The organism is Streptomyces goshikiensis, assembly GCF_014650555.1.
GTDB lineage: Bacteria > Actinomycetota > Actinomycetes > Streptomycetales > Streptomycetaceae > Streptomyces > Streptomyces goshikiensis.
This window is the reverse complement of the sequence record NZ_BMVE01000004.1, coordinates 1-26194: the sequence shown is the minus strand read 5'-3', so window position 1 is coordinate 26194 and position 26194 is coordinate 1. Positions and strand designations below refer to the sequence as shown.

General features: G+C 74.1%; 15 protein-coding genes and 2 tRNA genes. 9 read left to right on the top strand and 8 right to left on the bottom strand.

Annotated elements, in window-relative coordinates; all coding sequences use genetic code 11:
• Window positions 1–92 precede the first annotated feature (92 nt).
• The gene (locus tag IE248_RS13380) at window positions 93–2414 is read left to right on the top strand and encodes a DEAD/DEAH box helicase (protein ID WP_073774119.1); all 2322 of its coding nucleotides are present in this window, start codon (window positions 93–95) and stop codon (window positions 2412–2414) included.
• Window positions 2415–2570: 156 nt separating this feature from the next.
• Here the strand turns inward: IE248_RS13380 and IE248_RS13375 are convergent.
• A tRNA-Lys gene (locus IE248_RS13375) sits at window positions 2571–2643 on the bottom strand.
• 292 nt (window positions 2644–2935) lie between these two features.
• Between IE248_RS13375 and IE248_RS13370 the strand changes: the two genes are divergently transcribed.
• The 3 genes from IE248_RS13370 to IE248_RS13360 all read left to right on the top strand — a co-directional run bounded on the left by IE248_RS13370 (window position 2936) and on the right by IE248_RS13360 (window position 5736).
• Window positions 2936–3009, top strand: a tRNA-Met gene (locus IE248_RS13370).
• 55 nt (window positions 3010–3064) lie between these two features.
• A complete protein-coding gene (locus IE248_RS13365; protein ID WP_373301513.1) occupies window positions 3065–4366 on the top strand; it encodes a PP2C family protein-serine/threonine phosphatase in 1302 nt (433 codons plus the stop codon).
• A 302-nt stretch (window positions 4367–4668) separates the two neighbouring features.
• Window positions 4669–5736: a M23 family metallopeptidase gene (locus IE248_RS13360; protein WP_190030854.1), complete on the top strand. Its 1068-nt coding sequence runs from the start codon at window positions 4669–4671 to the stop codon at window positions 5734–5736.
• Here the strand turns inward: IE248_RS13360 and IE248_RS13355 are convergent.
• From IE248_RS13355 to IE248_RS13340, 4 genes are all read right to left on the bottom strand, one after another.
• Window positions 5645–6970, bottom strand: a complete 1326-nt coding sequence (locus IE248_RS13355) for a PrsW family intramembrane metalloprotease (RefSeq protein WP_229895344.1) — start codon at window positions 6968–6970, stop codon at window positions 5645–5647. The two genes, IE248_RS13360 and IE248_RS13355, sit on opposite strands and share 92 nt — an antisense overlap.
• Window positions 6971–7056: 86 nt before the next feature.
• A complete protein-coding gene (gene trmB, locus IE248_RS13350; RefSeq protein ID WP_037791430.1) occupies window positions 7057–7863 on the bottom strand; it encodes a tRNA (guanosine(46)-N7)-methyltransferase TrmB in 807 nt (268 codons plus the stop codon).
• Between the two features lie 119 nt (window positions 7864–7982).
• The gene (gene lhgD / locus IE248_RS13345) at window positions 7983–9221 is read right to left on the bottom strand and encodes an L-2-hydroxyglutarate dehydrogenase (RefSeq protein ID WP_190030853.1); all 1239 of its coding nucleotides are present in this window, start codon (window positions 9219–9221) and stop codon (window positions 7983–7985) included.
• Between the two features lie 29 nt (window positions 9222–9250).
• Window positions 9251–10819 (bottom strand): NsdA family TPR-like regulatory protein, encoded by a 1569-nt coding sequence (locus IE248_RS13340; RefSeq protein ID WP_008738588.1) that lies wholly within the window; start codon window positions 10817–10819, stop codon window positions 9251–9253.
• 686 nt (window positions 10820–11505) lie between these two features.
• On the opposite strand from IE248_RS13340, the gene IE248_RS13335 reads away from it, so the two are divergent.
• Complete coding sequence (locus IE248_RS13335) at window positions 11506–13794, top strand: asparagine synthase-related protein (protein ID WP_373301512.1); 2289 nt, start codon at window positions 11506–11508, stop codon at window positions 13792–13794.
• A gap of 99 nt (window positions 13795–13893) precedes the next feature.
• Complete coding sequence (locus tag IE248_RS13330; RefSeq protein ID WP_190030851.1) at window positions 13894–17133, top strand: ATP-binding protein; 3240 nt, start codon at window positions 13894–13896, stop codon at window positions 17131–17133.
• On the opposite strand, the gene IE248_RS13325 is transcribed toward IE248_RS13330, so the two are convergent.
• Both IE248_RS13325 and IE248_RS13320 read right to left on the bottom strand, forming a co-directional pair.
• Window positions 17120–19093, bottom strand: coding sequence for a sigma-70 family RNA polymerase sigma factor (locus IE248_RS13325; protein ID WP_190030850.1), 1974 nt, complete (start codon window positions 19091–19093; stop codon window positions 17120–17122). The genes IE248_RS13330 and IE248_RS13325 overlap by 14 nt on opposite strands.
• A gap of 304 nt (window positions 19094–19397) precedes the next feature.
• Window positions 19398–20168 carry a TetR/AcrR family transcriptional regulator gene (locus IE248_RS13320; RefSeq protein ID WP_073798072.1) on the bottom strand — a complete coding sequence of 257 codons (771 nt, stop codon included), beginning with the start codon at window positions 20166–20168 and terminating at the stop codon, window positions 19398–19400.
• Between the two features lie 340 nt (window positions 20169–20508).
• Between IE248_RS13320 and IE248_RS13315 the strand changes: the two genes are divergently transcribed.
• Together IE248_RS13315 and IE248_RS13310 are read left to right on the top strand one after the other, a co-directional pair.
• Complete coding sequence (locus IE248_RS13315; protein ID WP_190030849.1) at window positions 20509–21903, top strand: NAD(P)/FAD-dependent oxidoreductase; 1395 nt, start codon at window positions 20509–20511, stop codon at window positions 21901–21903.
• 178 nt (window positions 21904–22081) lie between these two features.
• Window positions 22082–23839 (top strand): ATP-binding SpoIIE family protein phosphatase, encoded by a 1758-nt coding sequence (locus IE248_RS13310; RefSeq protein WP_190031021.1) that lies wholly within the window; start codon window positions 22082–22084, stop codon window positions 23837–23839.
• Between the two features lie 71 nt (window positions 23840–23910).
• Here the strand turns inward: IE248_RS13310 and IE248_RS13305 are convergent, their stop codons facing one another.
• Window positions 23911–25200: an MFS transporter gene (locus tag IE248_RS13305; protein WP_073798074.1), complete on the bottom strand. Its 1290-nt coding sequence runs from the start codon at window positions 25198–25200 to the stop codon at window positions 23911–23913.
• Between the two features lie 124 nt (window positions 25201–25324).
• Here IE248_RS13305 and IE248_RS13300 point away from each other — a divergent pair, with 124 nt between their 5' ends.
• The gene (locus tag IE248_RS13300; protein WP_008738578.1) at window positions 25325–25861 is read left to right on the top strand and encodes a MarR family winged helix-turn-helix transcriptional regulator; all 537 of its coding nucleotides are present in this window, start codon (window positions 25325–25327) and stop codon (window positions 25859–25861) included.
• The last annotated feature ends 333 nt before the right edge of the window (window positions 25862–26194 follow it).

Sequence of the window (26194 nt, the reverse complement as noted above, 5' to 3'; positions counted from 1 at the left end):
TCCCTAGCCGTGGCTGACCGCATTGAGGCGGTCGATTTGCGATTCACGGAGTTTGGGCGCGTGCCGAGACTCCGGAAGGTTTCGCATTTCGCATGTCCATTTCCAGTTCTGACCGTGCCGTCATGCCCGAGAACGACTCGAACGAGCTCGTCGCCGATGCCGAGACCCTTGCGGTCACCGAGGCCATCGAGGCCGCTGAGGCGAACGAGATCATCGAGGCTCTTGAGGCCGACGTGACGACCGACCAGTCCACTGACGACTTCGAGGACGGCGCCGCCGACGCGGAGCCCACCATCACCTTCGGCGACCTCGGTCTGCCCGAGGGGATCGTGCGCAAGCTCGCCCAGAACGGCGTCACCTCCCCCTTCCCGATCCAGGCCGCGACCATCCCGGACGCCCTGGCCGGCAAGGACATCCTCGGCCGTGGCCGCACCGGCTCCGGCAAGACCCTCTCCTTCGGTCTGCCGACCCTGGCCTCGCTGGCCGGCGGTCACACCGAGAAGAAGAAGCCCCGCGCGATCATCCTCACGCCGACGCGTGAGCTCGCGATGCAGGTCGCGGACGCCCTCCAGCCCTACGGCGACGTGCTCGGCCTCAAGATGAAGGTCGTCTGCGGCGGTACCTCCATGGGCAACCAGATCTACGCCCTGGAGCGCGGTGTCGACGTCCTCGTCGCCACCCCCGGCCGTCTGCGCGACATCATCAACCGCGGCGCCTGCTCCCTGGAGAACGTCAAGATCGCGGTCCTCGACGAGGCCGACCAGATGGCGGACCTGGGCTTCCTGCCCGAGGTCACCGAGCTGCTCGACCAGATCCCCGGCGGCGGCCAGCGCATGCTCTTCTCCGCCACCATGGAGAACGAGATCGGCACCCTGGTCAAGCGCTACCTGACCAACCCCGTCACGCACGAGGTCGACAGCGCGCAGGGCAACGTCACGACCATGACGCACCACGTCCTCGTCGTGAAGCCGAAGGACAAGGCGCCGGTCACGGCCGCCATCGCCGCCCGCAAGGGCCGCACCATCATCTTCGTCCGCACCCAGCTGGGCGCCGACCGCATCGCCGAGCAGCTCATCGAGTCCGGCGTGAAGGCCGACGCGCTGCACGGCGGCATGACGCAGGGTGCCCGCACCCGCGTCCTCGCGGACTTCAAGGACGGCTACGTCAACGCGCTCGTCGCGACCGACGTCGCCGCCCGCGGCATCCACGTCGACGGCATCGACCTGGTCCTGAACGTGGACCCGGCCGGTGACCACAAGGACTACCTGCACCGCTCGGGCCGTACCGCCCGCGCCGGCAAGTCGGGCGTCGTGGTCTCGCTGGCGCTCCCGCACCAGCGCCGTCAGATCTTCCGTCTGATGGAGGACGCGGGCGTGGACGCCTCGCGCCACATCGTCCAGGGCGTCGGCGCGTTCGACCCCGAGGTCGCCGAGATCACCGGTGCGCGTTCGCTCACCCAGGTCCAGGCCGACTCCGCGAACAACGCCGCGAAGCAGGCCGAGCGCGAGGTCGCCGACCTGACCAAGCAGCTGGAGCGCCTGTCGCGCCGTGCCGTCGAGCTGCGCGAGGAGGCCGACCGCCTGGTCGCCCGCTCCGCGCGTGAGCGCGGCGAGGACCCGGAGGCCGCTGTCGCCGAGGTGGCCGAGGCCGCCGAGGCCGAGGTCGCGGCTGCCGTCGCGGCCGCGCCGGTCGCCGAGGAGCGCCCCGCGTTCCAGAGCCGTGACGACCGTGGCAACTACGAGCGCCGCGACAACCGCGGTGGCGACCGTGGCGGTGACCGTGGTGGCTTCCGCCGCGACGACCGTCCGTCCGGTGGCTTCCGTTCCGGTGGCGACCGTCGTGACGACCGCGGTGGCGACCGTGGCGGCTTCCGCTCCGGTGGCGACCGTCCGTCCGGTGGCTTCAACCGTGACGACCGTGGTGGTGACCGTGGTGGCTTCCGCCGCGACGACCGTCCGTCCGGTGGTTTCCGTTCCGGTGGTGACCGTCGTGACGACCGCGGTGGCGACCGTGGCGGCTTCCGCCGCGACGACCGTCCCTCTGGTGGCTTCAACCGTGACGACCGTGGTGGCGACCGTGGTGGCTTCCGCCGCGACGACCGTCCGTCCGGTGGCTTCCGCTCCGGTGGCGACCGTCCGTCCGGTGGCTTCAACCGTGACGACCGTGGTGGCGACCGTGGTGGCTTCCGCCGCGACGACCGTCCCTCCGGTGGCTTCCGCTCCGGCGGTGACCGTCCGTCCGGTGGCTTCCGCTCCGGTGGCAGCGACCGTCCCTCCGGCGGCTTCCGCTCCGGCGGCGCCGGCGACCGCCCGTACGGCCGTCGTGACGACCACCGTCCCTCCGGTTCCGGTTCCACCGGTTCCTTCGGCGGCGGCCGTCGTGACGACAAGCCGCGCTGGAAGCGCAACGGCTGACGCCTGAGCGCCAACTGATCGAGACTCGGCCCCCACAGCACTCCGGTGCGGTGGGGGCCGAGCCCGTTCCCCACACCTCCCGGCGCCCCCGGCACGGCCCCGGAAACGACGAAGCGCCCCGCCCGGTGAAAACCGGACGGGGCGCTTCGTGAGCAGTAGGCCATGTCGGACTCGAACCGACAACCAACGGATTAAAAGTCCGCTGCTCTGCCAATTGAGCTAATGGCCCTCGGCGTGCTCACCCCAGAGCATAGCCGGAGAGGGGCGGATGACCGATCGGGTATCGACCGGAGTGGCTCCGGCGGTTTCCCGCCAAGGCCGGTCGCCGTGGGGAGTTGGCCGCGTCCGGTGCCTTCGTGGCCGCGGGCGCTCGGTCCCCGGCGGCTGCCGCAGGGGCCTCATGGCGCCCGGCTTTCGCCGCCTTGAACCGCTCTGACCTGCGGTGATGTACGTGTGGGAGGTGCCTCGGAGGTTAATTGGCGCAGGCCCTCCCACAGATGGCGTAGAGTTGTGTTTACCGACGCGGGGTGGAGCAGCTCGGTAGCTCGCTGGGCTCATAACCCAGAGGTCGTAGGTTCAAATCCTGCCCCCGCTACTCAGTACGAAGGCCCGGTTCCCTCAGGGGAGCCGGGCCTTCGTCGTTCCCCCGGGTGTTTCCCGTCCCCTCCTGCATCCCCCGACGTTCCGTCACCCGGTCGGCCCGGCCGGGTCGCCGTACGGGCGGCCTTGCGGCCAGCCTTGAGGGCGTGGCGGGCAGCGGCCCCCGTGCGAGGGACCGGCAGGAGAACAGCGTGGTGGGGCTGGCGCAGCAGGAGTACGGCAGGGGCGCGGGCGGTGCGTCCCGGCGCGTGGCGCGGCTGATGCCCCTCGTGCTGATCGCGCTCGGGTTCCTCTTCGACCTGCTGACCCCGCCCAAGTTCACGGGGTCCCCCTTCTTCACCGCGGGCCCGCTGATCGCGGCGTCGGTGTTCTCGCTGGCGGCGACCGTCGTGACCGGGGCGCTGGCCTCCCTCGCGGTGGTCGTGCTGCACCTCTCCAGCAGCACCTTCTGGCGGGTGGAGGCGCTGACCGATCTGGCCACCGTCCTCACCGTGTCCGGGCTCGCCGTCCTGATCAACCGGGTCGTGCGCCGCAGCGGCGAGCGGCTCGCCTCCGCGCGCGACATCGCCGAGGCGGCCCAGCGCGCGGTGCTGCCGAAGCCCGCCGAGCGGATCGGGGGCCTGCACGTCGCCGCGCGGTACGAGGCGGCCCAGGCGGACGCGTTCATCGGCGGGGACCTCTACGCCGTCCAGGACACCCCGTACGGGGTGCGGCTGGCGGTCGGTGACGTCCGGGGCAAGGGGCTGGGCGCGGTGGAGGCCGTCGCGGTGGTCCTGGGGGCCTTCAGGGAGGCCGCCGAGACCGAGCCGACCCTGGAGGGTGTCGCGCGGCGGCTGGAGCGGGCGCTGGCCCGGGAGGGCAGCCGGCGCGACAGCCTGGACGCGGTCGAGGGGTTCACCACGTGCGTGCTCGGGGAGATCCCGCCGGAGGGCGGGGCGTTGCGGCTGGTGAACCGGGGGCACCCGGAGCCGCTGCTGCTGTCCGCCGACGGGGGCCTCGTGGCGCTCGCCCCGGCGCAGCCGGCGCTGCCGCTCGGCATGGGGGACCTGGCGCTCTGGCCGGACCGGGTGGAGGAGTGGCCGTTCCCGCAGGGCTCCACCCTGCTCCTGTACACCGACGGGCTGACCGAGGCCCGTTCCGGGGCGGGGGAGTTCTACGATCCGGCGGCCCGGCTGAGCGGCAGCGTGTTCTCCGGGCCGGAAGCCCTGCTCAGCGCGCTCAGCAGCGATGTGCGCCGGCACACGGGCGGTGGGGCGACGGACGACATGGCGCTGCTGGCGGTCGGCCGGCCGGGGGAGGGGGAGCCGGGGCGCCGGCGGACCGTCCCGGTGGTGCGGCGCGAGAAGGCGTAACGGGGTGGTGACGGGCTGTGAGTGAACGGGTGCGCTGCGCAAGATGCCTGACGGACCGTCAAGTAACGCCTGTGGCTGGAGTGATATGGGTTTCGGCCGATTTTTGCCCGAGTTGACACGGTAATGCGGTAAAAGTCCTGGCCAGAGCTGCGCGTTGAGTGGCTGGATTGTGTGAATGTTCCAGCACAACAGCTTGGAATCACTCCCCCACGTCTATTACCGTTCGATAACGCAGCGCGGTCGTCCCAGCCGTCGTAAGAGATGGCGCCGTGCGCGTGCGCCTCAATGAGGAGTGTGCCCCGGTGGCCTCCAACTTGCCTGCCCCCGAAGGCATGGACACCCAGGACCAGCCCACCGCGGGGGCCTGGGGCGAGTGGAATCCCACCGAGGACTCGGTCCGGCCGGTCAGGGGCAAGCACCGGGTGGCCAAGCAGCGCGGCGGACTCGCCCGCAGCTCCACCGTGCTGGGCGTCGGCGTCATCGCGGCGGTCGGCGCGGGCGGTATCGCCACCGCCCAGGACCGCCCCCAAGTGGCCATATCCATGCCGTCGTTCCCCGGCCTGACCGACGACTCCGGCGATTCGGCCGACTCCGGCCGCGACACCGCGGACGGCCCGGACGCCTCCGCCGGAGCGGACACCGCGGCCGGCTCCCGCTCCGGCGCCCCCGCCGCGCGGGCCGGACTCCTCGCGCAGCACGACCAGTCGGGCTCCGGCGCCGGCGAGGTACTGCTCAACCGGATCCTCCAGCAGGCCGAGTCCCAGCAGGACGCGGCCTCCGCGCAGGACCGCGCCCGGGCCGAGCTGGCCGCGAAGGAAGCCGCCGCCAAGGAGGCCAAGGAGCAGGCAGAGGCAGCCCGTCGGGCCGCCGACAAGGTGGCCGAGGACGCCCGGGTGGCCGCCGAGAAGGTGGCCGCCGAGGCCAAGGCCAAGGCGGACGCGGCGGCCGAACAGGTGCGGGAGGCGAAGGCGTCCGGCGGGTACTCCCTGCCCACCTCCGCCTACACCCTCACCTCGCACTTCGGTGACTCCGGCTCCATGTGGTCCTCCGGCCACCACACCGGCCTCGACTTCGCCGCCCCCACCGGCACCCCCGTCAAGGCCGTCGGCAGCGGCAAGATCACCTCCGCGGGCTGGTCCGGCGCGTACGGCTACCGGATCGTGCTCCAGCTCGATGACGGTACGGAGATCTGGTACTGCCACCTGTCCTCGATGGCGGTGACCTCCGGCGCGGTCGGCGCGGGCGAGACCATCGGCCGCGTCGGCGCCACCGGCAACGTCACCGGAGCCCACCTCCACCTGGAAGTGCGCAAGGGTGGCTCGACGACGGATCCGCTGGCGTGGCTGACCTCGAAGGGTCTGAACGTCTAGGAGCCGGTACGCCCGCCGGCGCGCCGGGGCCGGCCCACCAGGCCGGATCGTCCGCGGCGCGCGGCGGGAGCAGCTCCTCCAGGACCGCCGCCCGGGACAGCGCCGGCCCCGCCGTCGCCCGGCGCAGCCACAGCCCCCGCAGCAACTCCCCCTCCCGGCGCGTGAACTCCGGCTCCCACGCGGGACCGCCCCGCCTGGCGCGCCGGCGCAGCAGCGCCAGCGCGGCCGCATCCGCCGCGTACCGGGACACCGCCCGCCCCGCCGCCCGGCCTCCGCTGTGCCGCGCCAGGGCGCAGGCCAGCGACCGGGCCGGCATGGACGCCAGGGCCGGTACCTCGGCCGGCGCGAGCCAGCCCGCGGAGGCGTACACCGCCAGCTCGGCGGCGACCGCCCGCAGCCGGCGCCGCCGCATCCGCACCGCGAGCCACAGCAGCACCCCGAACACCGGGACCATCACCGAGCCGTACACCACGGCGAACCCGTACTCCCCGAACCGCGAGGAGCTGTTCCACAGCGCGTGCGTCCCCATGGCCAGTGCCAGGCCCGCAGCCGGCAGCCCGAACCGGCGCGCCCGGCCGGCGCCGAGCGTGGCCGCGCCGAAGCCGAGCCCGCTGAGCACCGTGAACAGCGGGTGCGCGAACGGCGAGACCATGACCCGTACGAAGAAGGTCGCGGCCGTCATCGACTCCAGCACCCCGGTACCGCTGGCCAGGTCCTGCCCGTAGGCGTTGCCGAGGTAGAGGATGTTCTCGGTGAAGGCGAAGCCGGTCGCGGTGAACCCGGCCGCCACCAGCCCGTCGGCGGGACCGGCGGACTGCCGTCTTCGGACCGCGAACACCAGCAGGACGGGCGCCGCCTTGGCGAGCTCCTCGACCACCGGGGCGATCGCGACCGACCCGAGCCGGTCCGCGGCCGAGGCGTCGGCGGTGGTCCTGGCTATCCACTCGGTGGCGAAACTGTTGGCCAGTATGGCGATCAGCGCGGCGGCGCCGGCGCCCCAGCCGAAGCAGAACAGCAGCTCCGCCCGGGGCCGCGGCGCGGCCCGGCCCACCCAGCCGAACGCCGCGAGCAGCGGCGGCACCGGCAGTACGGCAAGGCCCAGCCCGACGAAGAACCCGGGCGTGCCCGTCTGCTCCCGGACCAGCTCCAGGATCGCCAGCCCCGACAGGGTCAAGGCGGCGAGCAGGGCGACGAGCACGCACGTACGGACCGCGCCCGACGGGCGTGCGAGCACGGAAGGCAGCGCTCGGAACACACGATGACTCTAGCGAGCGGGTCTGACACGGGGAGTTACCTGCGCCTCCCCGTCAGCCCTCCGCGTCAGTTCTCGGTGTTCCCCACGCGCCGGAAGAGCAAGTCGTGTACGACGTGGCCCTTGTCGAGGCCCTGGCCCTCGAACCGGGTGAGCGGCCGGAAGTCGGGGCGCGGCGCATAGCCCCCGTCCGCCTGGGTGTTCTCGAAGTCGGGGTGCGCGGTGAGCACTTCGAGCATCTGCTCGGCGTACGGCTCCCAGTCGGTCGCGCAGTGCAGCACGCCGCCAGGCGCGAGCCGGGTCGCGGCCAGGGTGAGGAACTCGGGCTGGATCAACCGCCGCTTGTGGTGGCGGGCCTTGGGCCACGGGTCCGGGAAGTACACGCGCAGGCCCGCGAGGGAGTCCGGCGGCAGCATCTCGCGCAGCAGGATGATCGCGTCGCCGTTCGCGACCCGGATGTTGTCGAGCCCGCCCCGCTCGGCGAGGGCGAGCAGGTTGCCCTGGCCGGGGGTGTGCACGTCGGCGGCGAGGATTCCGGTGCCGGGGTCGGCGGCGGCCATCTGGGCGGTCGCCTCGCCCATGCCGAAGCCGATCTCCAGGATGACGGGGAGGCCGTCGAACATCTTCTTGAGGTCGAGGACGCGGTGGCCGTCGATGTCCAGGCCCCAGGTGCCCCAGAGCCGCTTCAGGGCCTCGCCCTGGCCGGTGGTCACACGGCTGCGCCGCGGCTGGAAGCTGCGGATCCGGCGCTCGTGGTGCGAGCCGGCCGGATCGGGCGACGGGCCCTCGGGGAACCGGGGCTCGGTCCGCCACTTCGGGGGGACGTAGGAGTTCGCCGCCGGGGCGCTGGGCTGGGGATTCAGGGACTCAGACACAATGCCCAGATTCTACGACCCCACCCCCTCGCCGTCCCCTCGACGCAGCCCCGCCCGGGCCCGCGGCGCGGTGGCCCCCGCCCGCGCCCTGGCCCGCGCCCCGGCCGCGCTCCGGCCCGTCAGGCCGTGCGCAGCACCGACAGGGCGCGGCACGCGATCTCGCGCCCGATCGGGAGCGAGGCGGTCGCCGCCGGTGAGGGCGCGTTCAGCACGTGGACCGTGCGGGGGGCGTCCCGGATCAGGAAGTCGTCCACCAGCGTCCCGTCCCGCAGGACGGCCTGGGCGCGGACCCCGGCCGCCGCCGGGACCAGGTCCCGCGAGGACACGGCCGGCAGCAGCCGCCGCACCGCCTCGGTGAAGGCCTGCTTCGACAGCGAGCGGTGGATCTCGCCCGCCCCGTAACGCCAGTGCCGGGCGGCCATCCGCCAGGATCCCGGCCAGGCCAGCTCGTCCGCGACGTCCCGCGGCCGCACGACCCCCCAGCCGTACCCCTCCCGGGCCAGCGCCGGCACCGCGTTCGGCCCGACATGGACGCCGCCGCCGATCCCCCGGGTCAGATGGACGCCGAGGAAGGGGAACGCCGGATCCGGCACCGGGTAGACCAGCCCCCGCACCAACGAGGGCCGCGCCAGGTCGTAGTACTCGCCCCGGAAGGGGACGATCCGCATCCCGGGCTCGTCCCCGGCGAGCCGCGCGACCCGGTCGCACTGCAGGCCCGCGCAGTTCACCAGGACCCGCGCCCGCACGACCACCCCGGCCGTCGTGCGCACCGCGACCCGGTCCGCGCGCCGGGAGATCAGATCCGCCGCACCGCCGTAGACGATCTCCGCGCCCGAGGACTCCGCCAGCTGCTCCGCGACCCGCCCGTAGTCCACGATCCCGGTCGAGCCGACATGGATCGCGGCCAGGCCGCGCACCTCCGGCTCGTACTCCGCGATCTGCGCCGGGCCCAGCTCGCGCACCGGAATGCCGTTCTCCCGGCCGCGCTGGACCAGCGCGTGCAGCCGCGGCAGCTCGGCCCGCTCCGTCGCGACGATCAGCTTGCCCGTCACCTCGTGGGCGATGCCGTGCTCCGCGCAGAACTTGACCATCTCGGCGGCCCCGCGCACCGCGAACCGCGCCTTCAGCGAGCCCGGCCGGTAGTAGATGCCGCTGTGGATCACGCCGCTGTTGCGGCCCGTCTGGTGCCGGGCGGGGCCGGGTTCCTTCTCGAGGACGACCACCCGCGTCCCCGGAGCGAGGCGCGAGAGGGCATGCGCCGTCGACAGACCGACGATCCCGCCACCGATCACCAGCACATCGCAGTCCACGCCGCGCCCGCCGCCCACGCTGCCACCTCCCACCCCTGCATACTGCACCCCGCCACTGACAAAGGGGTGACGCGGGGCTACGCGGGCGCCACGAGCAGCGGGCGCGCCCGCTCGCGCAGCTCCGCGACGCGCGGCTCGTCCCCGTACGGTTCCAGCCGGTGCAGCAGGTCCCGTACGTACTCGTTCGTCCGCGCGGAGGAGATCCGCCCCGCGACCTCCACCGCCCGGGTGCCCGCCGCGCACGCCGCGTCGAGATTGCCCGACTCCAGCTCGGCGACCGCGCTCACCACCAGCCGCAGCCCGTGCGAGCGCGCGTACTCCTCCGTCGGCCGCGACAGGGCCTGCTCGGTGAACCGCCGTACCTGACGGGGCAATTTCAGATCCCGGTAGCATTCCGCCGCATCCGCCGCGAACCGGTCGTGCGAGTAGAAACCCAGCCAGGTCGGATCCGCGTCGCCCTCCCGCGCCCGCTCCAGCCAGCCCTCCGCCGCCCGCAGCGCCGCCCCGGCGGCCGCCGAATCGCCCGCCTTCGCGTGCGCCCGGGCCTCGACCAGCCGGAAGAAGCTCATGGTGCGCGCCGTCGCCAGCCCCCGGTTGCGCTCGACGGCCGCCTGCGCCAGGTCCACGCCCTCGTCCGGGAAGTCCCGGTACGTCGCCTGGAGCGACATCGAGGCGAGCACGTACCCGCCGAGCGGGACGTCGGCGGCGGCACGGGCCAGGCGCAGCGCCTGGATGTAGTAGCGCTGCGCGGCCTCCTGCTGACCGGTGTCGAAGGCCATCCAGCCCGCCAGCCGCGTCAGTTCGGCGGTCGCCCCGAACAGCGCCCGGCCCACCTCGTCGGAGTACGAACCCAGCAGCAGCGGCGCCGCGTCCACCCGGAGGCACTCCGGCACCATCGACGAACGCCAGTCCCCGCCGCCGTACTTGGAGTCCCAGCGGCGCGCGTCCTCGGCGGCCTCGCGCAGCTTCGTCACATCGCTGTGCCCCACCCGCTGCGGGCTCAGGTCGGACGGTGTGACGGCCGCCGGCGCCACCGCCGGTACGAGGCCCTGCTCGCGCGGCGCCTGCGGAGTTTCGGCTCCGGGCTGCGCGGGCACAACCGAGGACGGCGGTCCCGCCCCCAGGCCTTCCGGCGGGGTTCCGGGAGCCGAGGCCGCCCGTGCGGGAGCGGGTTCGCGCGCCACCGAGCTGTCGGCGGGCGATATCAGCCAGCGCGAGGCCGGAGTGGCGTACGCCGAGACGGCGAAGGAGCCCGCCAGCGACTGCCAGATACCGCCACCGCCGCGCCGGCCCGCGAGGTCGAGGCGGTACAGATCGGTGGCCGAGCGCACGGCCGCGCCCACGTCGCGCGGGAAGGCCAGACCCACCTCGGGCGCCGGATCCGCGTCCGCCAGTCCGATCTCGTGCAGCGGTACCGGCCGGCCCAGCTTCGCCCCGATGGCGGCGGCGATCAGATGCGGGGCGGCGCCCTGCGGAACCATCCCCTTCGACACCCACCGCGCCACCGACGTCTTGTCGTACCGAAGCGTCAGGCCGCGCTGTGCGCCGAGATCGTTGACGCGCCGGGCCAGCCCGGCGTTGCTGATGCCCGCCAGGGCGAGGACGGCGCCGAGCTTCTCGTTGGGCTCGCGGAGCTCCCTGGACATGCGCCACCCCTCGTCACACGCGGAACGCAGACGCCGCCGGGGCATAGGCGCCCGGCATTTCGTAAACCCAGCGTAGTTCCCCGCCTCCCAAGCGTTAAGGCCTCCTGTTCCGTATGGCGGGATTGTTGTCCGTATGCACAGTCGGGGCCGGGCCCGCGCCCGGGGCGCACTCCTTCGGGCGTGCTCCGCCCGTGTGGCCGTGCGCCCGGCCGTGCGCTCTGGCCGCTCCGCAGGCCCGGCGATTCGATGTGCGGTGCGTGGGTCGGCCCGTTCGCGTTGATCGGCGGGTCGGGGGATGCCGCCGCCTCAATCCCCGCGGGTGGCGGAACGGTCCGGGGGGCGGATCCCGTCTCCCGGACCGCAGCCGCGCGGCCCGCGCGCCGCGGGTGCGGCGCAGGCCGGGTACGTCCCGGGTGCGGCCGGGTGTGGCTCCGGTGCGGCCCGGGTGCGGCTGTGGCGAGGGCGAAGAATGGCTGAAACCGACCTATCGGGCGGTGGGAACGGAACGCCAAATACCGCGTGACGGGGGCGTGTTCGTTTGCATGTGCGCCCCCCATACCCCCTCTCGTACGCCTGTCTCGTGGCAGCATGGTCCCGGAGCCACCCGGGGTCCGGCCGGCCGCGCCCTCAGCGCTGACCATGCCGTTCGTGCCCCGGTCATTTGCCCACGGGCTGGGGAGGCGGCGGTGCGCTGGTTGGTGGGCTGGAGCAGTATCGCCGCGAGCTTCGGCACGGCGGGACGGGTCTCCGGCCAAGGCCCCGGACACGGTCCCGGACAGGGCCCGGGGCAGGGCCCGGGACGAGGCCCCGGACAGGGCGGACACGGCGGATACGGCGGATACGGCGGATACGGCGGACAGGGCGGATACGGGCACCCGTACGACGTCCCTCCCTACGGCGACTCCCCCCACGGCGGCATCGCCGACGCCGACCACCCCGACGACCTCTCCCCCGACGCCGAACGCACCGTCCACCCCGTCGGCGCCCAGCTCCTCTGGGGCGACCCCGACCCCCTGTGGGCCGTCGGCGACTGGCGCCCCGACGAGATCCGCACCGTCACCGCCGACCCCGCCGACCCCTTCACCCGCCTCGCCGTCCTCGGCTGCTGCGGCGCCACCGACGCCCAGCTGCGCCGCGCCCTCTACGCCGCCCGCGGCGGGGCCCTGCGCCACCTCACCGAGTGGTCCGGCAGCTACACCGCCGTCGTCCAGGCGGGCCGCCGCATCACCGTCCTCGGCGACCTCGCCGGCGCCCGGCCCGTGTTCTACACCCCCTGGGCCGGCGGCACCGCCTACGCCACCGCCGCGCTGCCCCTCGCCGACCTCATCGAGGCACAGCTCGACATCGGCCACCTCGCCGCCCTGCTGGCCTGCCCCGACAGCCCCGAGGCACTGGGCGACGGCACACCGTACGTCGGCGTCCGCCGCATCCCGCCCGGGCACACCCTGATCCTGCGCGAGGGCTCCCGGGAGATCACCGGGTACGAGCCGGTGGCCTCGCTCGCCGTGGCCGCGCCCGAGGCCGACGCCGAGCGCGCGGTGGAGGGCGTACGGGAAGCATTGGTGGACGCGGTGCGCGCCCGGCTCACGGCACCCCGGCATGCCCCCGACATGCTGGTACCCGATCCCGGTCCCGTGCCCGGAATGGGACCCGCCGACCGGCGCGCGGCCCGCGGCGCCCCGGCCCCCGCCCCCGGAGTGGGCGCCGACCTCTCCGGCGGCAGCGCCTCCGCGACCCTCGCGCTGCTCGCCGCCGGACTGCCGGGAGCGCCCGGCACCGTCCTGAAGCAGTCCGGCGAACGGCTGCTGGCCGTCACCTTCAACGACCTCGCCACCCCGCAGGGCCGCGAGGGCGAACTGGAACGCGCCCACGCCATCGCCTCCAACCCGCGCCTGCACCACGTCGTCGTGGCCGCCGCCGAGGAAGCCCTCCCGTACGCCGAACTCGACGGCCCGCTGACCGACGAACCCGGCCCCTCGCTCGTCTTCGCCGCCCGCGAGCGGCGCCGGCTCGCCGCCGGCTCGGCCGACCACTTCGTCGGCCACGGCGCCCGCCAGGTCCTGGACGCCCACCCCGCCCGGATGGCCGACCTCCTGATGGACCGCCGCAGACGCCACCTGCTGCGCCCGGTCGCCGCCCTCGCCCGCGCGACGCCCGGGGACTCCCTGCTGGTCCCGTTCTCCGTCTACTCCGCCGCCCGCCGGCTCGCCCGTACGCCGTACCGCGCGGGCATGGAGGCCGCTGCGGCCCGGCTGCGCGAAGGCGCCGTCGCGGGCGACGTCTGCACCCCGGTCGACGCCTCCCTCGCGGCGCTGACCTGGTCCCGGCCCGGACCGGCGGCCGGCTGGCTGACCGGAGAGGCCCTGGCGGAAGTCTCGATCCGGCTGTCGGCCGCCGCCGGCCGGCCCCCGCTGTCGCTGCGGCCGGGCGAGGCGCGCGCCCGAGCCGTCCTGACCCGGCACGCCGCCGACCACCGCGTCTTCGAACAGGCCGTCGAGGTCCGCAGCCAGCGGCTGCACGCCCCGTTCCTCGACAACCAGGTCCTACGGGCGGCCCGTGCGCTCCCCGAATCCCTGCGGGTCCAGCCCGGGGCGCGGGCCGCGATCCTGCGCGGAGTCCTGTCCTCGGCCGGCGTCCGCGACCTCCCGCCCGGCTGGGGCGCGAGCGCGCACGCCCCGAACGAGACGGCGACCCGGCTGGGCCTGCGGACGGCCCTGGAGGGGCTGCTGGCGCTGTTCGCCGCCCCGCTGCTGGCCGACGCCGGACTGATCGAGGCCCGCGTCGTCCGGCAGGCGCTGCTCGACGCGGCGGACGGCCGGCCGGTGCCGCTGGACGGGCTCGCGGAGCTGGTGTCGATGGAGCTGTGGCTGCAACGCCTGCTCGCCCGGCGCGGCACCTGCTGGACGGGCACCTCCGCGCCGCGCCGCCGCGCCGTCCCCACCGGCATCCCCCACCGCCGCCCGGCCCTCTCCTGACCCCCCGCGGGATGTCGCCGCGCACCGCGACGCCGCCGCGCAGCGCGGCCGCGGATTAACTCCCCTACGCCCCCGGCGAAGGCAAGGCAGAATTGCCCGGTGCGGTATCTCATCCTTGGCGTCACCCAGGCGCGCGACGAGACCGGCGCCCCCCTTTCCATCGGCGGCGCCCGCCTGCGCGCGCTCCTCGTCGCGCTCGCGCTGCGCGCCGGCGGTCCGGCGGCGGCGGCCGTGCCCGACCTGGTCGACGAGGTCTGGGGCGACGACCCGCCCCGGGACGCCCCCGCCGCCCTCCAGGCCCTCGTGGCCCGGCTCCGCCGCGCCCTCGGCGCCCGCGACAGCATCCGGGCCGACCCCGCCGGCGGCTACCGCCTCGCCGTCGCCGACCGCGACGACATCGACCTCCACCGCTTCACCCGGCTCGCCCGCACCGGCGCCCGGGAGCTGGCCGCCGGCGACCCCGCCGCCGCCACCACCCTCCGTACCGCCCTCGGCCTCTGGCGCGGCCCCGCCCTCGCCGACCTCCCCGAGCCCGCCCGCACCGCCCACGCCGCCGCCGCCGAGGCACACCGCGCCACCGCCCTCCGCGACCGCATCGAGGCCGAGCTGCGCGGCGGCGGAGCCGACCCGGCGGCGCTGCTCCACGAGATCGAGACCCTGATCCGGCAGCACCCGTACGACGAACGCCTGCGCGCCCAGCAGCTCCGCGTCCTGCGCGCCGCCGGCCGCCCCGCCGACGCCCTCGACGCGTACGAACGCACCCGCCGCGCCCTCGCCGAAGGCCTCGGCACCGACCCCGGGCCCGAACTCGCCGCCCTGCACGCGGAGCTCCTGCGGCCGCCGCCGCCCCGCGCACCGGAGGGCAACCTCCGCCCCCGCCTCACCTCCTTCGTCGGCCGCGAGCCCGAACTGGGCTCCCTCCGCGCCGACCTGCCCCGCCACCGCCTCATCACCCTCACCGGCCCCGGCGGTTCCGGAAAGACCCGCCTCGCCGAGCACGCCGCGGCCGCCCACCCCGAGCCCGCCTGGCTCGTCGAACTCGCCCGCCTCGACCACCCCGACGCCGTCCCCGACGCCGTCCTGAGCGCCCTCGGCCTGCGCGAGACCGTCCTCGTCGCCCGTGAGAAGACCGTCCCCGAGGACCCCACCGCCCTGCTCCTGGAGCACTGCGCGCACCGCGCCCCCACGCTCCTCGTCCTGGACAACTGCGAGCACGTCATCGGCGCCGCCGCCGAACTCGCCGAGCGCCTCCTCACCGACTGCCCCGGCATCCGGATCCTCGCCACCAGCCGCGAACCCCTCGGCGTCCCCGGCGAAAGCGTCCGCCCCGTCGAGCCGCTGCCGCCCGCCCCCGCGCACCGCCTCTTCGCCGACCGCGGCGCCGCCGCCCGCCCCGGCTTCGCCCCCGCCGACGACCCGGACGCCGTCGCCGAGATCTGCGCCCGCCTGGACGGCCTCCCGCTCGCCATCGAGCTGGCCGCGGCCCGGCTGCGGCTGCTGACCCCGCGCCAGATCGCCGACCGCCTCGACGACCGATTCCGGCTCCTGACCAGCGGCTCCCGGACCGTCCTGCCCCGCCAGCAGACCCTGCGCGCCGTCGTCGACTGGTCCTGGGACCTCCTGGACGCGCCCGAACGCACCGTCCTGCGCCGCCTCTCCGTCTTCGCCGGCGGCTGCGACCTCGCCGCGGCCGAGGCCGTCTGTGCCGATGACCCCGGCGACCGGCACGCCACCGACGCCCTGGACGTCGCCGACACCCTCGGCTCCCTCGTCGACAAATCCCTCGTGCTCGCCGACCCGACCCCCGCCGGCATGCGCTACCGCATGCTCGAAACCATCCACGAGTACGCCGCGGACCGCGCCGCCGCCGACCCGCGCGACCGCGCCGGGACCGTCCGCCGCCACACCGCCCACTACCTGGCCTTCGCCGAGGAGGCGGAACCCCTCATCCGGTCCGCCGCGCAGCTCCCCTGGATCAGCCGCGTCGAGACCGAGTACGACAACCTCCGCGCCGCCCTGGAAACCGCCACCGGCACCGCCCCGGCGGGACCCGGCGACGCCCCCGACCCCACCCCCGACCCCGAGACCGCCCAGCGCCTCGCCTTCGCCCTCGGCTGGTTCTGGTGGCTGCGCAACTACCGCCTCCAGGGCGCCGAATGGACCGCCAGGGTCCTCGCCGTCACCCCCGAGGACCCGCCCGAGGACTCGCTCGCGTACTGGCGCTTCATGCGCCTCCAGGTCCTCCACGTCTTCCTCCTCGCCGAAGGCCGCTCGATGGAGGAGTTCCGCACCCCCGAATACGTCGAACTCGCCGCCCGGATCCGGCAGGCCTTCCGCCACAGCGGTCCCGAGTCCGCCCGCTTCCCCGGCATGCTCTGGCCCATGACCGGGTTCCTCACCGGCGATCCCGTCGACCTCCACCTCCACCTCGACGAAGCCGTCGAGAACTGCCGCCGCCACGCCGGGGACTGGGAACTCGGCGTCGCCCTCATGCTCCGCACCCACGTCGCCATCGACCTCACCGGCGGCCTCCCCGCGGTCGAGGCCGACCTCGCCGAGCTCCACGAGATCGCCCACCGCGTCGGCGACCGCTGGACCCGCGCCCAGGTCGCCAGCGCCAGCGGCGAGTTCGCCCTCTCCCGGGGCCAGTACGACGCCGCCCGCGCCGAGTACGAGGAGTGCCTGCGCCTCGCGCACGAGATCGGCGCCCACATCGAGGCGCCCTTCGCCCTCGTCCGCATCGCGGAGGCCGCCCTGTGCGCCGGGGACTTCGACACCGCCGACCGCTTCCTCGCCGAGGCGGAACGCGAAGCCGACCGGTTCGGCGGGGTGTTCGACGTCCGCGCCTACGGCCGGCTCGTCGAGGCGCTGATCGCCCTCTTCCGCGGCGACCTCGACCGCTCCCGCACCGCGTGCGACCTGGCCCGGGCCGAGGCCGCCCTGGTCACCGTGCCCCCGCAGCTCACCGCCGGGATCGCCAACGTGGACGCCGTCCTCACCGCCCGCGAGCAGGGCCCGGCGGCCGGCCTGGCCCTGGTCGGACCGGCACTGGACGTCGCCGTCACCGCCCGCTGCGCCGAGCGCATCGTGGCCAGCCTCGCCGAGACCGCCGCCGCCCTGCTCGCCGCCGCCGGCCGCCCCGCCGACTCCGTACGGGCCTTCACCGCGGCCACCGTCTGGCGCGCCGGACACCCCCGCTCCGTCCCGGAACGGACCGTCCTGCGCGACCTCCCGGACCGCAACCGCGCCGCCCTCGGACCGGACCGCTACACCGAGGCGGAGGCGGCGGGCGCGGAGCTCACCCCCGCCGATGTCGTCCGCCTGGTCAACGGCAGCTGATCACGGCGTCGGCCCAGCTCGCCAGCGCCGGCAGGGCACCGCCCCCGGCGCGCTCCACCACCAGCCGCAGCGTGCCGCGCCCGGTCAGCGGGACATCCACCGGCGCCGCCGGATCCTCGTACCCGAGGGCGCCGGACTGCCACAGCCGCTGTCCGTCCGCGTACACCGAGAACCGCACCGAACCGTCGGTGAACCTCGACAGCCCGTCCACCCCGGCCCGCGCCGAGAAGGCCGTGCACTGCCGGTTCAGGGCGATCTCCACCGAGGAACGGGAGTTCACCGTGATCCCCTGCCCGTACCGCCGGCCGCCGATCTCCAGCCCGCCGCGCTGCCACACCCAGCCGCTTTGCCAGGTCTGCACCTCGGGCCCGCTGTGGTCGCCGAGGGCCGACTGACGGAGCCGGGCCAGCGGGAACCCCCGCGCCGGGGCCGGCCGCTCCGCACTCGGCGTGGGCGTCGGAGTCGGAGCCGGCGAGGGCTTCGCCTTGCTCGGCGAGGGCAGCGGCGCGGCCGGCGCCGGCCGGGAACGCGAGGGTGAGGGAGTCGGCGTAGGCGAAGGCGGGGGAGTGCTCGGCGAAGGCCGTACGGATTCCCGCGCGGCCGGTGTCTTCGCGGCGGACGGCCGCGCCTTCGGCGCGGGCGGGGCGGAAACCTCCGGAGCCGGCACGACGGGCGCGGCCACAGCCGGCGCGGGCCGCTCCCGCACCGGCGCGTCGGGGTCGTCCCCGGCCAGCGCGAACACCACCCCGGCCGCCGCGGTGATGGCGATCCCGGCGGCCAGCGCGGCCTTGACCGGCAACCCCAGCCCCTCGGAGACCACCGCTCCCCCGGCCCCGCCCCCACCGGCGCCCGAGGCCCCGGCAGCCCCCGCACCGGCGCCCGCACCCGCCCCGGCCCCGGCACCGGCCGTCGACCCTCCGGAAGCGGCGGCCGCGGCCCCCGCCCCGCCCGCGGCGACGGCACCACCGGCCACCACCCCGGCGGCCTTCGCCGTGTACCCGGCGGCGAACCACCCGATGACCGCGACCGGCAGCAGCGCGGGGATCCCGGCGTTGACGTCCTTGAGCTCCCCGGCCGCCAGCCGGCACTTCACGCACTCCTCCAGGTGCCCGCGTAGCCCCCGCTCCGCCCGCATCCGCAACCCGCCCCGCGCATACGCGCCCAACCGGTCCGCGTACCGCGCGCAGTCGCCGCCCTGGCTCAGCGCGGAGCTGACGTGCGCCTGGAGGTAGGCCTGCTTGAGGCCCTCCCGGGCCCGGCTGGCCAGCACCGCGGTCGCGTTGGCGCTCAGCCCGAACAACGGGGCGACCGCACTCGGCGATGCCTCCTCGACGGTGGTGTGCCACAGCACGGCCTGCCACCGCTCGGGCAGACTCCGGAACGCCTGCATCGCCAGCGACCGCTCCGCCTCGTGCATCGCCCGCACGTCGGCGCCCAGTTCCAGGGTGTCGTCCCCGGAGAGCCCGCCCCTGCTGTCGGCACCCGCGGCGGCCTGCTCCGCGAACACCGCGAAGTCCTCGACCAGCTGCTCCCGCCTGGCCGTCTTCGCCCAGGCGGCCGCGACCCGGCGCACGGTGGTCAGCAGGTAGGCCCGTACCGACTGGTCCGGCCCGGCCCCGCCCCGTACCGCCTGGAGCGTCCGCGCGAACACCTCGGCGGTCAGGTCGTCGGCGGTGTGCCGGTCCCGGCAGCAACCGCGCGCGTAGCGCCGCACGGCATCGGCGTGCCGACGGAACAGCTCCTCGTACGCCGCGTCGTCCCCCCCGCGCGTCCGGACGACCAAGTCGGCATCGGAACCCGGCACCTCGCCCCCGGAAGCCCCGGAAGCCGCACGCGGTCCGCCCCGGCCACGCTGCGCGGGCACCTGCCGCCCGGACAGCCCCCCGCTCCCGGTCCCGGCCCCCGCCCCGGTCTCACCGGCGGCGCCGCCGAGTGACTCGTCCAGCCCGTCAACGCTCATCGAGGGAGCCCCCGCACGACACACTCAGACCGGTACACCAATCCAGCGTGTCACACGGCGGACACACGCCGAAGCCCTCTCCGCACCAACCACTCATCTGGGCACAATGCGGCGAATCGCCGTACTGATCCTCACTCGTTCGAGCGAGCAGCCGTTCGCTGCGGCGGTGTTGTGCGAGCGCGGCCGTGACCAGGCAGATCCGGTCACGGCCACCACCCGAACCACGCGGAGGCGACCCACGCGGAGGCGACCCACGCGGGCCCAACGGCGCCCGCGCCTCAGAGCGGGGCGACCCCCGCACGGCTCACGCCGTCCGGGACCGCAGCCCCTCCAGCAGGATGTCGAGCAGCCGGGACGAGGCCGCGGCCTGCTGCGCCGGATCCGGCAGCGCCGGCGCGGCGGTCGCTATCACCAGCAGCACATCCGCCACCGTGACATCGGTCCGCAGCTCACCCGCCTCCCGGGCGCGGTCCACCAGCCGGCCGACCACCTCCAGGAGCGCACCCGCGCCCGCGTCCTCCGAGGGCTCGTCCTCGGCCGGCACCCGAGCGCCCACGACCCGCAGGTCGGGCGCCCCGGTCACGCCGGCCTGCCGCTGGTGCGGAACCCGCACGGCCTCCGGCTCCTCGACGCCGTCCTCACTGGACGAGCCCACCCGCAGCACCTGCGGCGGCAGCAGCCGCCCCGCGCCCGAGGCCACGGAGGTGCGCAGGAAGCGCGACAGCGCCTGCCACGGCTCCTCCTCCTGGCCCAGGGCGGACTCGGCCTGTTCGGTCAGCCGGGCGGTCTCTTCCTCGGCTATCCGCCGGACCAGTACGTCCTTGCTCGGGAAGCGCCGGTACACCGTCCCGACACCGACCCGGGCACGCCGCGCCACGTCCTCCATCGGCGCCCCGTAGCCCAGCTCGCCGAAGACCTCGCGGGCCGCGCGCAGGACGTGTTCGAGGTTCCGCTGGGCGTCCACGCGCAGCGGCGTGGAACGGCCCACCGCGTGGGTCGTGGCGCTCGTCATCACGCGGCCGCTGCTCTCGGTCGAGAGGGCGGTCGCAGAGCCATGGAAATCTGAAATATGCATGTGTATCCCCCGGTAATCACTTGTCTCCCCCCGGAGACACTCCCCGCCTTCGCGTCGAGGGGGGCCACGGTCATGGGGCCCCGGTCCTACTTCTCGACGCATACGAACATAGTTGAGCCAGAGTCAATTCAGAAGAGGCAGCCCCGGACGGACCACCGCCCGATCGGAGCATTCACCCCCACTTTTCCGCAGCAAGCCCCCGGAATCACCCGCTCCGCAGCTCCTGACCTGCGAACTTCAAGCCCCATCCAAGCCAACAGGCAACCCCGTCCCGGCGCCCCCACCGGTCACACGATTTGCCGGGCCTGTGGACAAACTCCCGGCCACGTTGCGTCATGGGATGGTGAAGGCTGCTAACTCCCGGGGCACAGACCCCGGTACCCCGCCCCGCACGCGCATCCTCGTCGTCGGCGGCGGTTACGTCGGCATGTACACGGCGCTCCGCCTCCAGAAGAAGCTGAGAGACGGAGAAGCCGAGGTCACGGTGGTCACCCCCGAGCCCTACATGACGTACCAGCCCTTCCTCCCGGAAGCCGCCGCCGGCTCGATCTCCCCCCGCCACGTGGTGGTCCCGCTGCGCCGGCTCCTCCACAAGTGCCGCATCGTCATCGGCGAGGCCCGCAGCATCGACCACGCCAAACGGACCGCCACCATCACCACCCTCGCCACCGACGAGGAGGGCACCGGCCCCACCGAGATCGAGTACGACGAACTCGTCCTCGCCCCCGGCTCGGTCTCCCGCACCCTCCCCATCCCGGGACTCGCCGACTACGCCATCGGCTTCAAGACCGTGGAAGAGGCCATCGGCCTGCGCAACCACGTCATCGAGCAGATGGACATCGCCTCCTCCACCCGCGACCCCGCCATCCGCGACGCCGCCCTCACCTTCGTCTTCGTCGGCGGCGGGTACGCGGGCGTCGAAGCACTCGGCGAACTGGAGGACATGGCCCGCTACGCGGCCCGGTACTACCACAACGTCAAACCGGAGGACATGAAGTGGGTGCTGGTCGAGGCCAGCGACCACATCCTCCCCGAGGTCGGCCCCGAGCTGGGCGTCTACACGATCCGCGAACTGCGCCGCCGCAACATCGACCTGCGCCTGGAGACCCGGCTCGAATCCTGCGAGAACCGCGTCGCCGTCCTCAGCGACGGGGCCCGCTTCCCCACCCGCACCGTCGTATGGACCGCCGGCGTCAAACCCAACCCCGTCATCGCCGCCTGCGACCTCCCCAAGAACGAGCGCGGCCGGCTCGCCTGCACCGCCTTCCTCACCGTCGAAGGCGTCGAACACGCCTGGTCCGCCGGCGACGCCGCCGCCGTCCCCGACATCACGGCGCAGGAGAAGGGCCGCGAATGCGCCCCCAACGCGCAGCACGCCGTCCGCCAGGCCAAGGTGCTCGCCGACAACCTCCTCGCCGCCCTGCGCGGCGAAGTCCTCACCGAGTACGCGCACAAGTACTCCGGATCCGTCGCCTCCCTCGGCTTCCACAAGGGCGTCGCGCACGTCTACGGTCACAAGCTCAAGGGCTACCCTGCCTGGCTGATGCACCGCACCTACCACCTCAGCCGGATCCCCACCTTCAACCGCAAGATGCGCGTCCTCGCCGAATGGACCCTCTCAGGTCTCTTCAAACGCGAGATCGTGTCCCTCGGGTCCCTCGAACACCCCAGGGCAGAATTCGAACTCGCCGCAGGCGGGGGGCCGAAGGACCCCCCGAAGAAGAACGGAGGCTGACGTTGTCAGTGCCGTCGACCACACTGGACGTGTGACCATAGGTGGGCTCACACCTGCACAGAGTGACACCGTCCAGCGGCCGAACCCGGACACTTCCGGGGGAAACCCCAGCGCCAGCCGGGGGAGGCCGCTGGGGGAGACACAGCGACCACGAGCGACACCACGAGGCTTGAACGCAGTGAACTTCACGCGCTGGAGCGCCCGGTTCCCCGGAACGCAGCGTCGCGCCGCCGCCCGGTCCGAACACGCCGCCGCCCAGGCCAAGCGGGGTGAGGGCTCGGTCCCGGCCGCCCGCGGCGCCGCCGGGCCCGCCGTCACGCCGGACGGGCGCCCAGCCGATCCCACCGTCTGCGGTACGGGCTCGGGCACCGCGGCGGGCGCCGGAGCGAGCGCCCCGGTCCCCACCGTCGTCCCCTCCCTCGACGAACTCTCCCTCGGGGAGGTCCTCGGCCTGCTCCCGGCCCTCGTCGCCCTCGTGCACGGCCCCGACCACCGCGTCGCCTACGTCAACGAGGCCTACACCGCCGGATTCGGCCCCCGCACCACCGGCGCCCCGGCCCACGCGTCCCTCCCCGAACTCGGCGAGCTCGGCCTGCTCCCGCTCCTCGACCAGGTCCAGCGCAGCGGCAAGCCCCGTACCGCCAAGAACCGCGCCGCGCCCGGCGGCGGCAGCTCGTACACCGTCACCTGCACCCCCGTCGAGTTCCCCAAGGCCGCCCCCGGAACCGACCCCGACCCCCACCACACCGGGGTCCTGATCCACCTCGCCGACGTCACCGACCACGCCGAAGCCGTCGAGCGCCTGCGCGCCAGCGAGCGGCGCCAGCGCGAGGCCGCCGTCACCCTCCAGCGCTCCCTGCTCCCGCAGGAACTGGAACAGCCCGACGACCTCCGCATCGCCGCCACCTACCAGCCCGGCGGCACCGAGGCCGCCGTCGGCGGCGACTGGTACGACGTCATCACCCTCGGCGCCGGCCGCACCGCCCTCGTCATCGGCGACGTCATGGGGCGCGGCGTGCGCGCCGCCGCCGTCATGGGCCAGCTCCGCACCGCCGTCCGCGCGTACGCCCGCCTCGACCTCCCGCCCCACGAGGTCCTGCAGCTCCTCGACGGCCTCGCCGCCGAGATCGACGCCAGCCAGATCGCCACCTGCGTCTACGCCGTCCACGACCCCAACGAGGGCCTGCTCGCGTACGCCTCCGCCGGCCACCTCCCGATCCTCGTCCGCGACGAGGACGGCACCGTCCGCCGCGCCGCCGACCCCACCGGCCCGCCGCTCGGCACCGGCGGCTGGCTCCACACCTCAGGCACCATCGCCCTCGGCCCCGGCTCCACCGCCGTCCTCTACACCGACGGCCTGGTCGAGCGCCGGGGCGAGGACATCGACGAGGGCGTCGCCGCCCTGGAGCGCGCCCTCTCCGGCGCCCAGGGCACCCCGGCCGTCATCTGCGACCGCCTGATGCGCGCCCTCGGGGTCGATGCCGACCACGACGACGACGTCGCCGTCATGGTCCTCCAGCAGCCCGCCCGCACCGGAGCCGATGCCGAGCTCTTCCACAACGCCGCCCTGGAACTCCTCGGCGGGGTCGAGGCCGCCCCGCGCGCCCGCGCCTTCGCGTCCGGAGTCCTCGCCTCCTGGCGGTTCCCCGTCGAGCTGTGCGACCTCGGCGTCCTCGCCGCCAGCGAGCTCGTCGCGAACTCCCTCCAGCACGGCACCCCGCCCATGCGGCTGAGGCTGCGCCGCACCGACCGCCGCCTGATCATCGAGGTCACCGACGGGGACGACCACCTCCCGCGCCGCCGCCGCGCCGAACCGGCCGACGAGACCGGCCGCGGCATCTCGATCGTCGCGACCATCGCCTCCTCCTGGGGCTCCCGCCGCACCCCGGGCGGCGGCAAGGCCGTCTGGTGCGAGTTCGCCCTCCCGGACAAGTAGCCGTCGCCCGAACGTGCTGAAGGCCCCGGTCCAAGGACCGGGGCCTTCAGCACGTGCGTGAGTACGTCGTTCTACGCGGCGACGGGTTCGCCGACCTTGGAGCCGGCCGCCGGGCCCTGCGCCACGATCCGGCTGCCCACCAGCGACGGGTTGTCCTGCGCCGGGCTCAGCTGCTTCCCGAGCCGCAGCGCCAGCGCCGCGATGCCCAGCGAAACGACGATGAACGTGCCGATGTAGAGCATCGGCACACCCGCGCCCAGCGGCACCCCGAGCGGGCCGAGCGCCAGCGCCATCTGCTTGACCAGGGCGAAAGCCGAGTTGTACTGCCCGACCGAACCCTCCGGAGCCAGATCGGCCACCAGCGGGGCCAGCGTCGGGGACAGCATCGCCTCGCCGATGCCGAAGAGCGCGTACGTGGAGATGAACGCGGCGGCGGCCATCATCGCGCTGCCGTGCCCCAGCCCCGAGAACCCGGCGATGACCCACGCCACGGTCCAGATCAGACCGACCAGCGCGATCACACGGGAGCGGCGGCGCTTCTCGACCAGCTTCAGCACCGCGAACTGCGCGACGACGATCGCACCGGTGTTGGCGGCGAGAGCGAACCCGAGGGTGGACGGCGAGATACCGGCGGCCTCGGTACCGAAGGCGGCTAGACCGGACTCGAACTGTCCGTAGCAGGCGAAGAAGATCACGAAGCCCAGTACCAGCAGCTTCACCATGGCCCTGTGCCGCAGCAGCCGCTGCCAGCCGCTGCCGCCCGCCTGCGCGGGGTCCCGCGGCACGGCGTCCTTGATGACCGGCGCGTGCGGCATCCGTACGGTGAGGATCACGGCGGCCAGCACCAGGAACATCACGGCCTCGATGCCGAACAGCAGGGTGAAGCTGCCGGGCCGGTTCTCGTCGACGATCTGGCCGCCGATGAGGCCGCCGATGCCCAGACCCAGGTTCTGCATGAAGAACTGCATGGCGAAGGACCGCGTCCGGGTGGCCGGCGTCGAGCACCACACGATCATCGTGGCGAGCGCGGGCTGCATCACGGCCTGCCCGGCGCCGAGCGCCAGGGCGGACAGCAGGATCGGCGCGATCCCGGTGGAGAGACCGAGGGCGAGCGCCCCAGCCGAGGCGGCGACCGCCGCACCCAGCACCACGGGGACGGGACCGCGCCGGTCGATGACCCGGCCGGTGAAGGGCAGCGCGACGAGAGCGCCGAGGGCGAAGGCCACGAACGCGCTCGTGGCGGCCATGGAGCCCAGACCTCGCACCTGCGCCACGTAGATGTAGAGGAACGGAACCGTGAAGCCGATGCCGAACGCGGTCAGCGCGTTGCCGGCCTGGATCCGCCGCATCGCGGCGCCCATCACCTTGGTCACTTCTCACCTGCCTTGATAGCTGAAGCCTGAAGACTTCATACCTAAAGTTCGATGCTTAACTCTACACATCGAAGGAGTTAGACGCCAACGGCTTCATGCGATACTTCGACCCATGGGTGACACCCCCGACGGCACTACGCCCGTCCACGAGCCGACCCTCGACGAGCAGATCGCCGTCTACCAGCGCGAATTCCAGGACCTCGACCCCCAGGTCGAGAAGGTGGTCTCGGCGCTGAGCCGCCTGAACCGCCGTATGAACGTCGCGTACGGACGCCAGACCGCGGCCCTGGGTATCAGCAACGCGGAGTGGGAGGTCCTCAAGGCCCTCGTCATCTCCGGAGCCCCGTACCGGATGGGCCCGAGCGAGCTCGCGAAGCAGCTCGGCCTCACGCCGGCGGCGATGACCCACCGGATCGACCGCATGACGGCGGAGGGCCTGGTCACCCGCGAGCGGGACGAGTCGAACCGGGTCCGCGTGATCGTGGAGCTCACGGACGAGGGCCGCAGCAAGTGGCTCGACGCGATGCGCGCGGCGACGGTCTTCGAGGAGGACCTCCTCCAGGACCTCTCCACGGCGGAGCGCGGGGTGCTCGGCGACATGCTGACCCGCCTGCTGGACCGTGTGGAAGACCTCCAGTCGCCCAGCTGAGCCGGCCCCAGCGGCGGGGTTGACACCGCCCCGCCGAGTCCGTAAGGTTCTTCGAGTTGTCCCTGAGCCACCTGGTTTTGGCGACAACAAAATCCGCCGCCTCGTTGCGGCACCCAACTCAGCACGATCTCCCACCGGGAACGAATTCGGCATGCCCGAATTGATTTCCGAAGGCCGATTATGAATCGACCGGGAAATCCACTAGAGTTCTGGGAGTCGGAAGGGCCCAACAGCCCGGAAGACAAACCCCGCTGACCGGGGGTCAGGCCCGAAAGGATCTGATAGAGTCGGAAACGCAAGAACGAAGAACGAAAGCCCGGAGGAAAGCCCGAG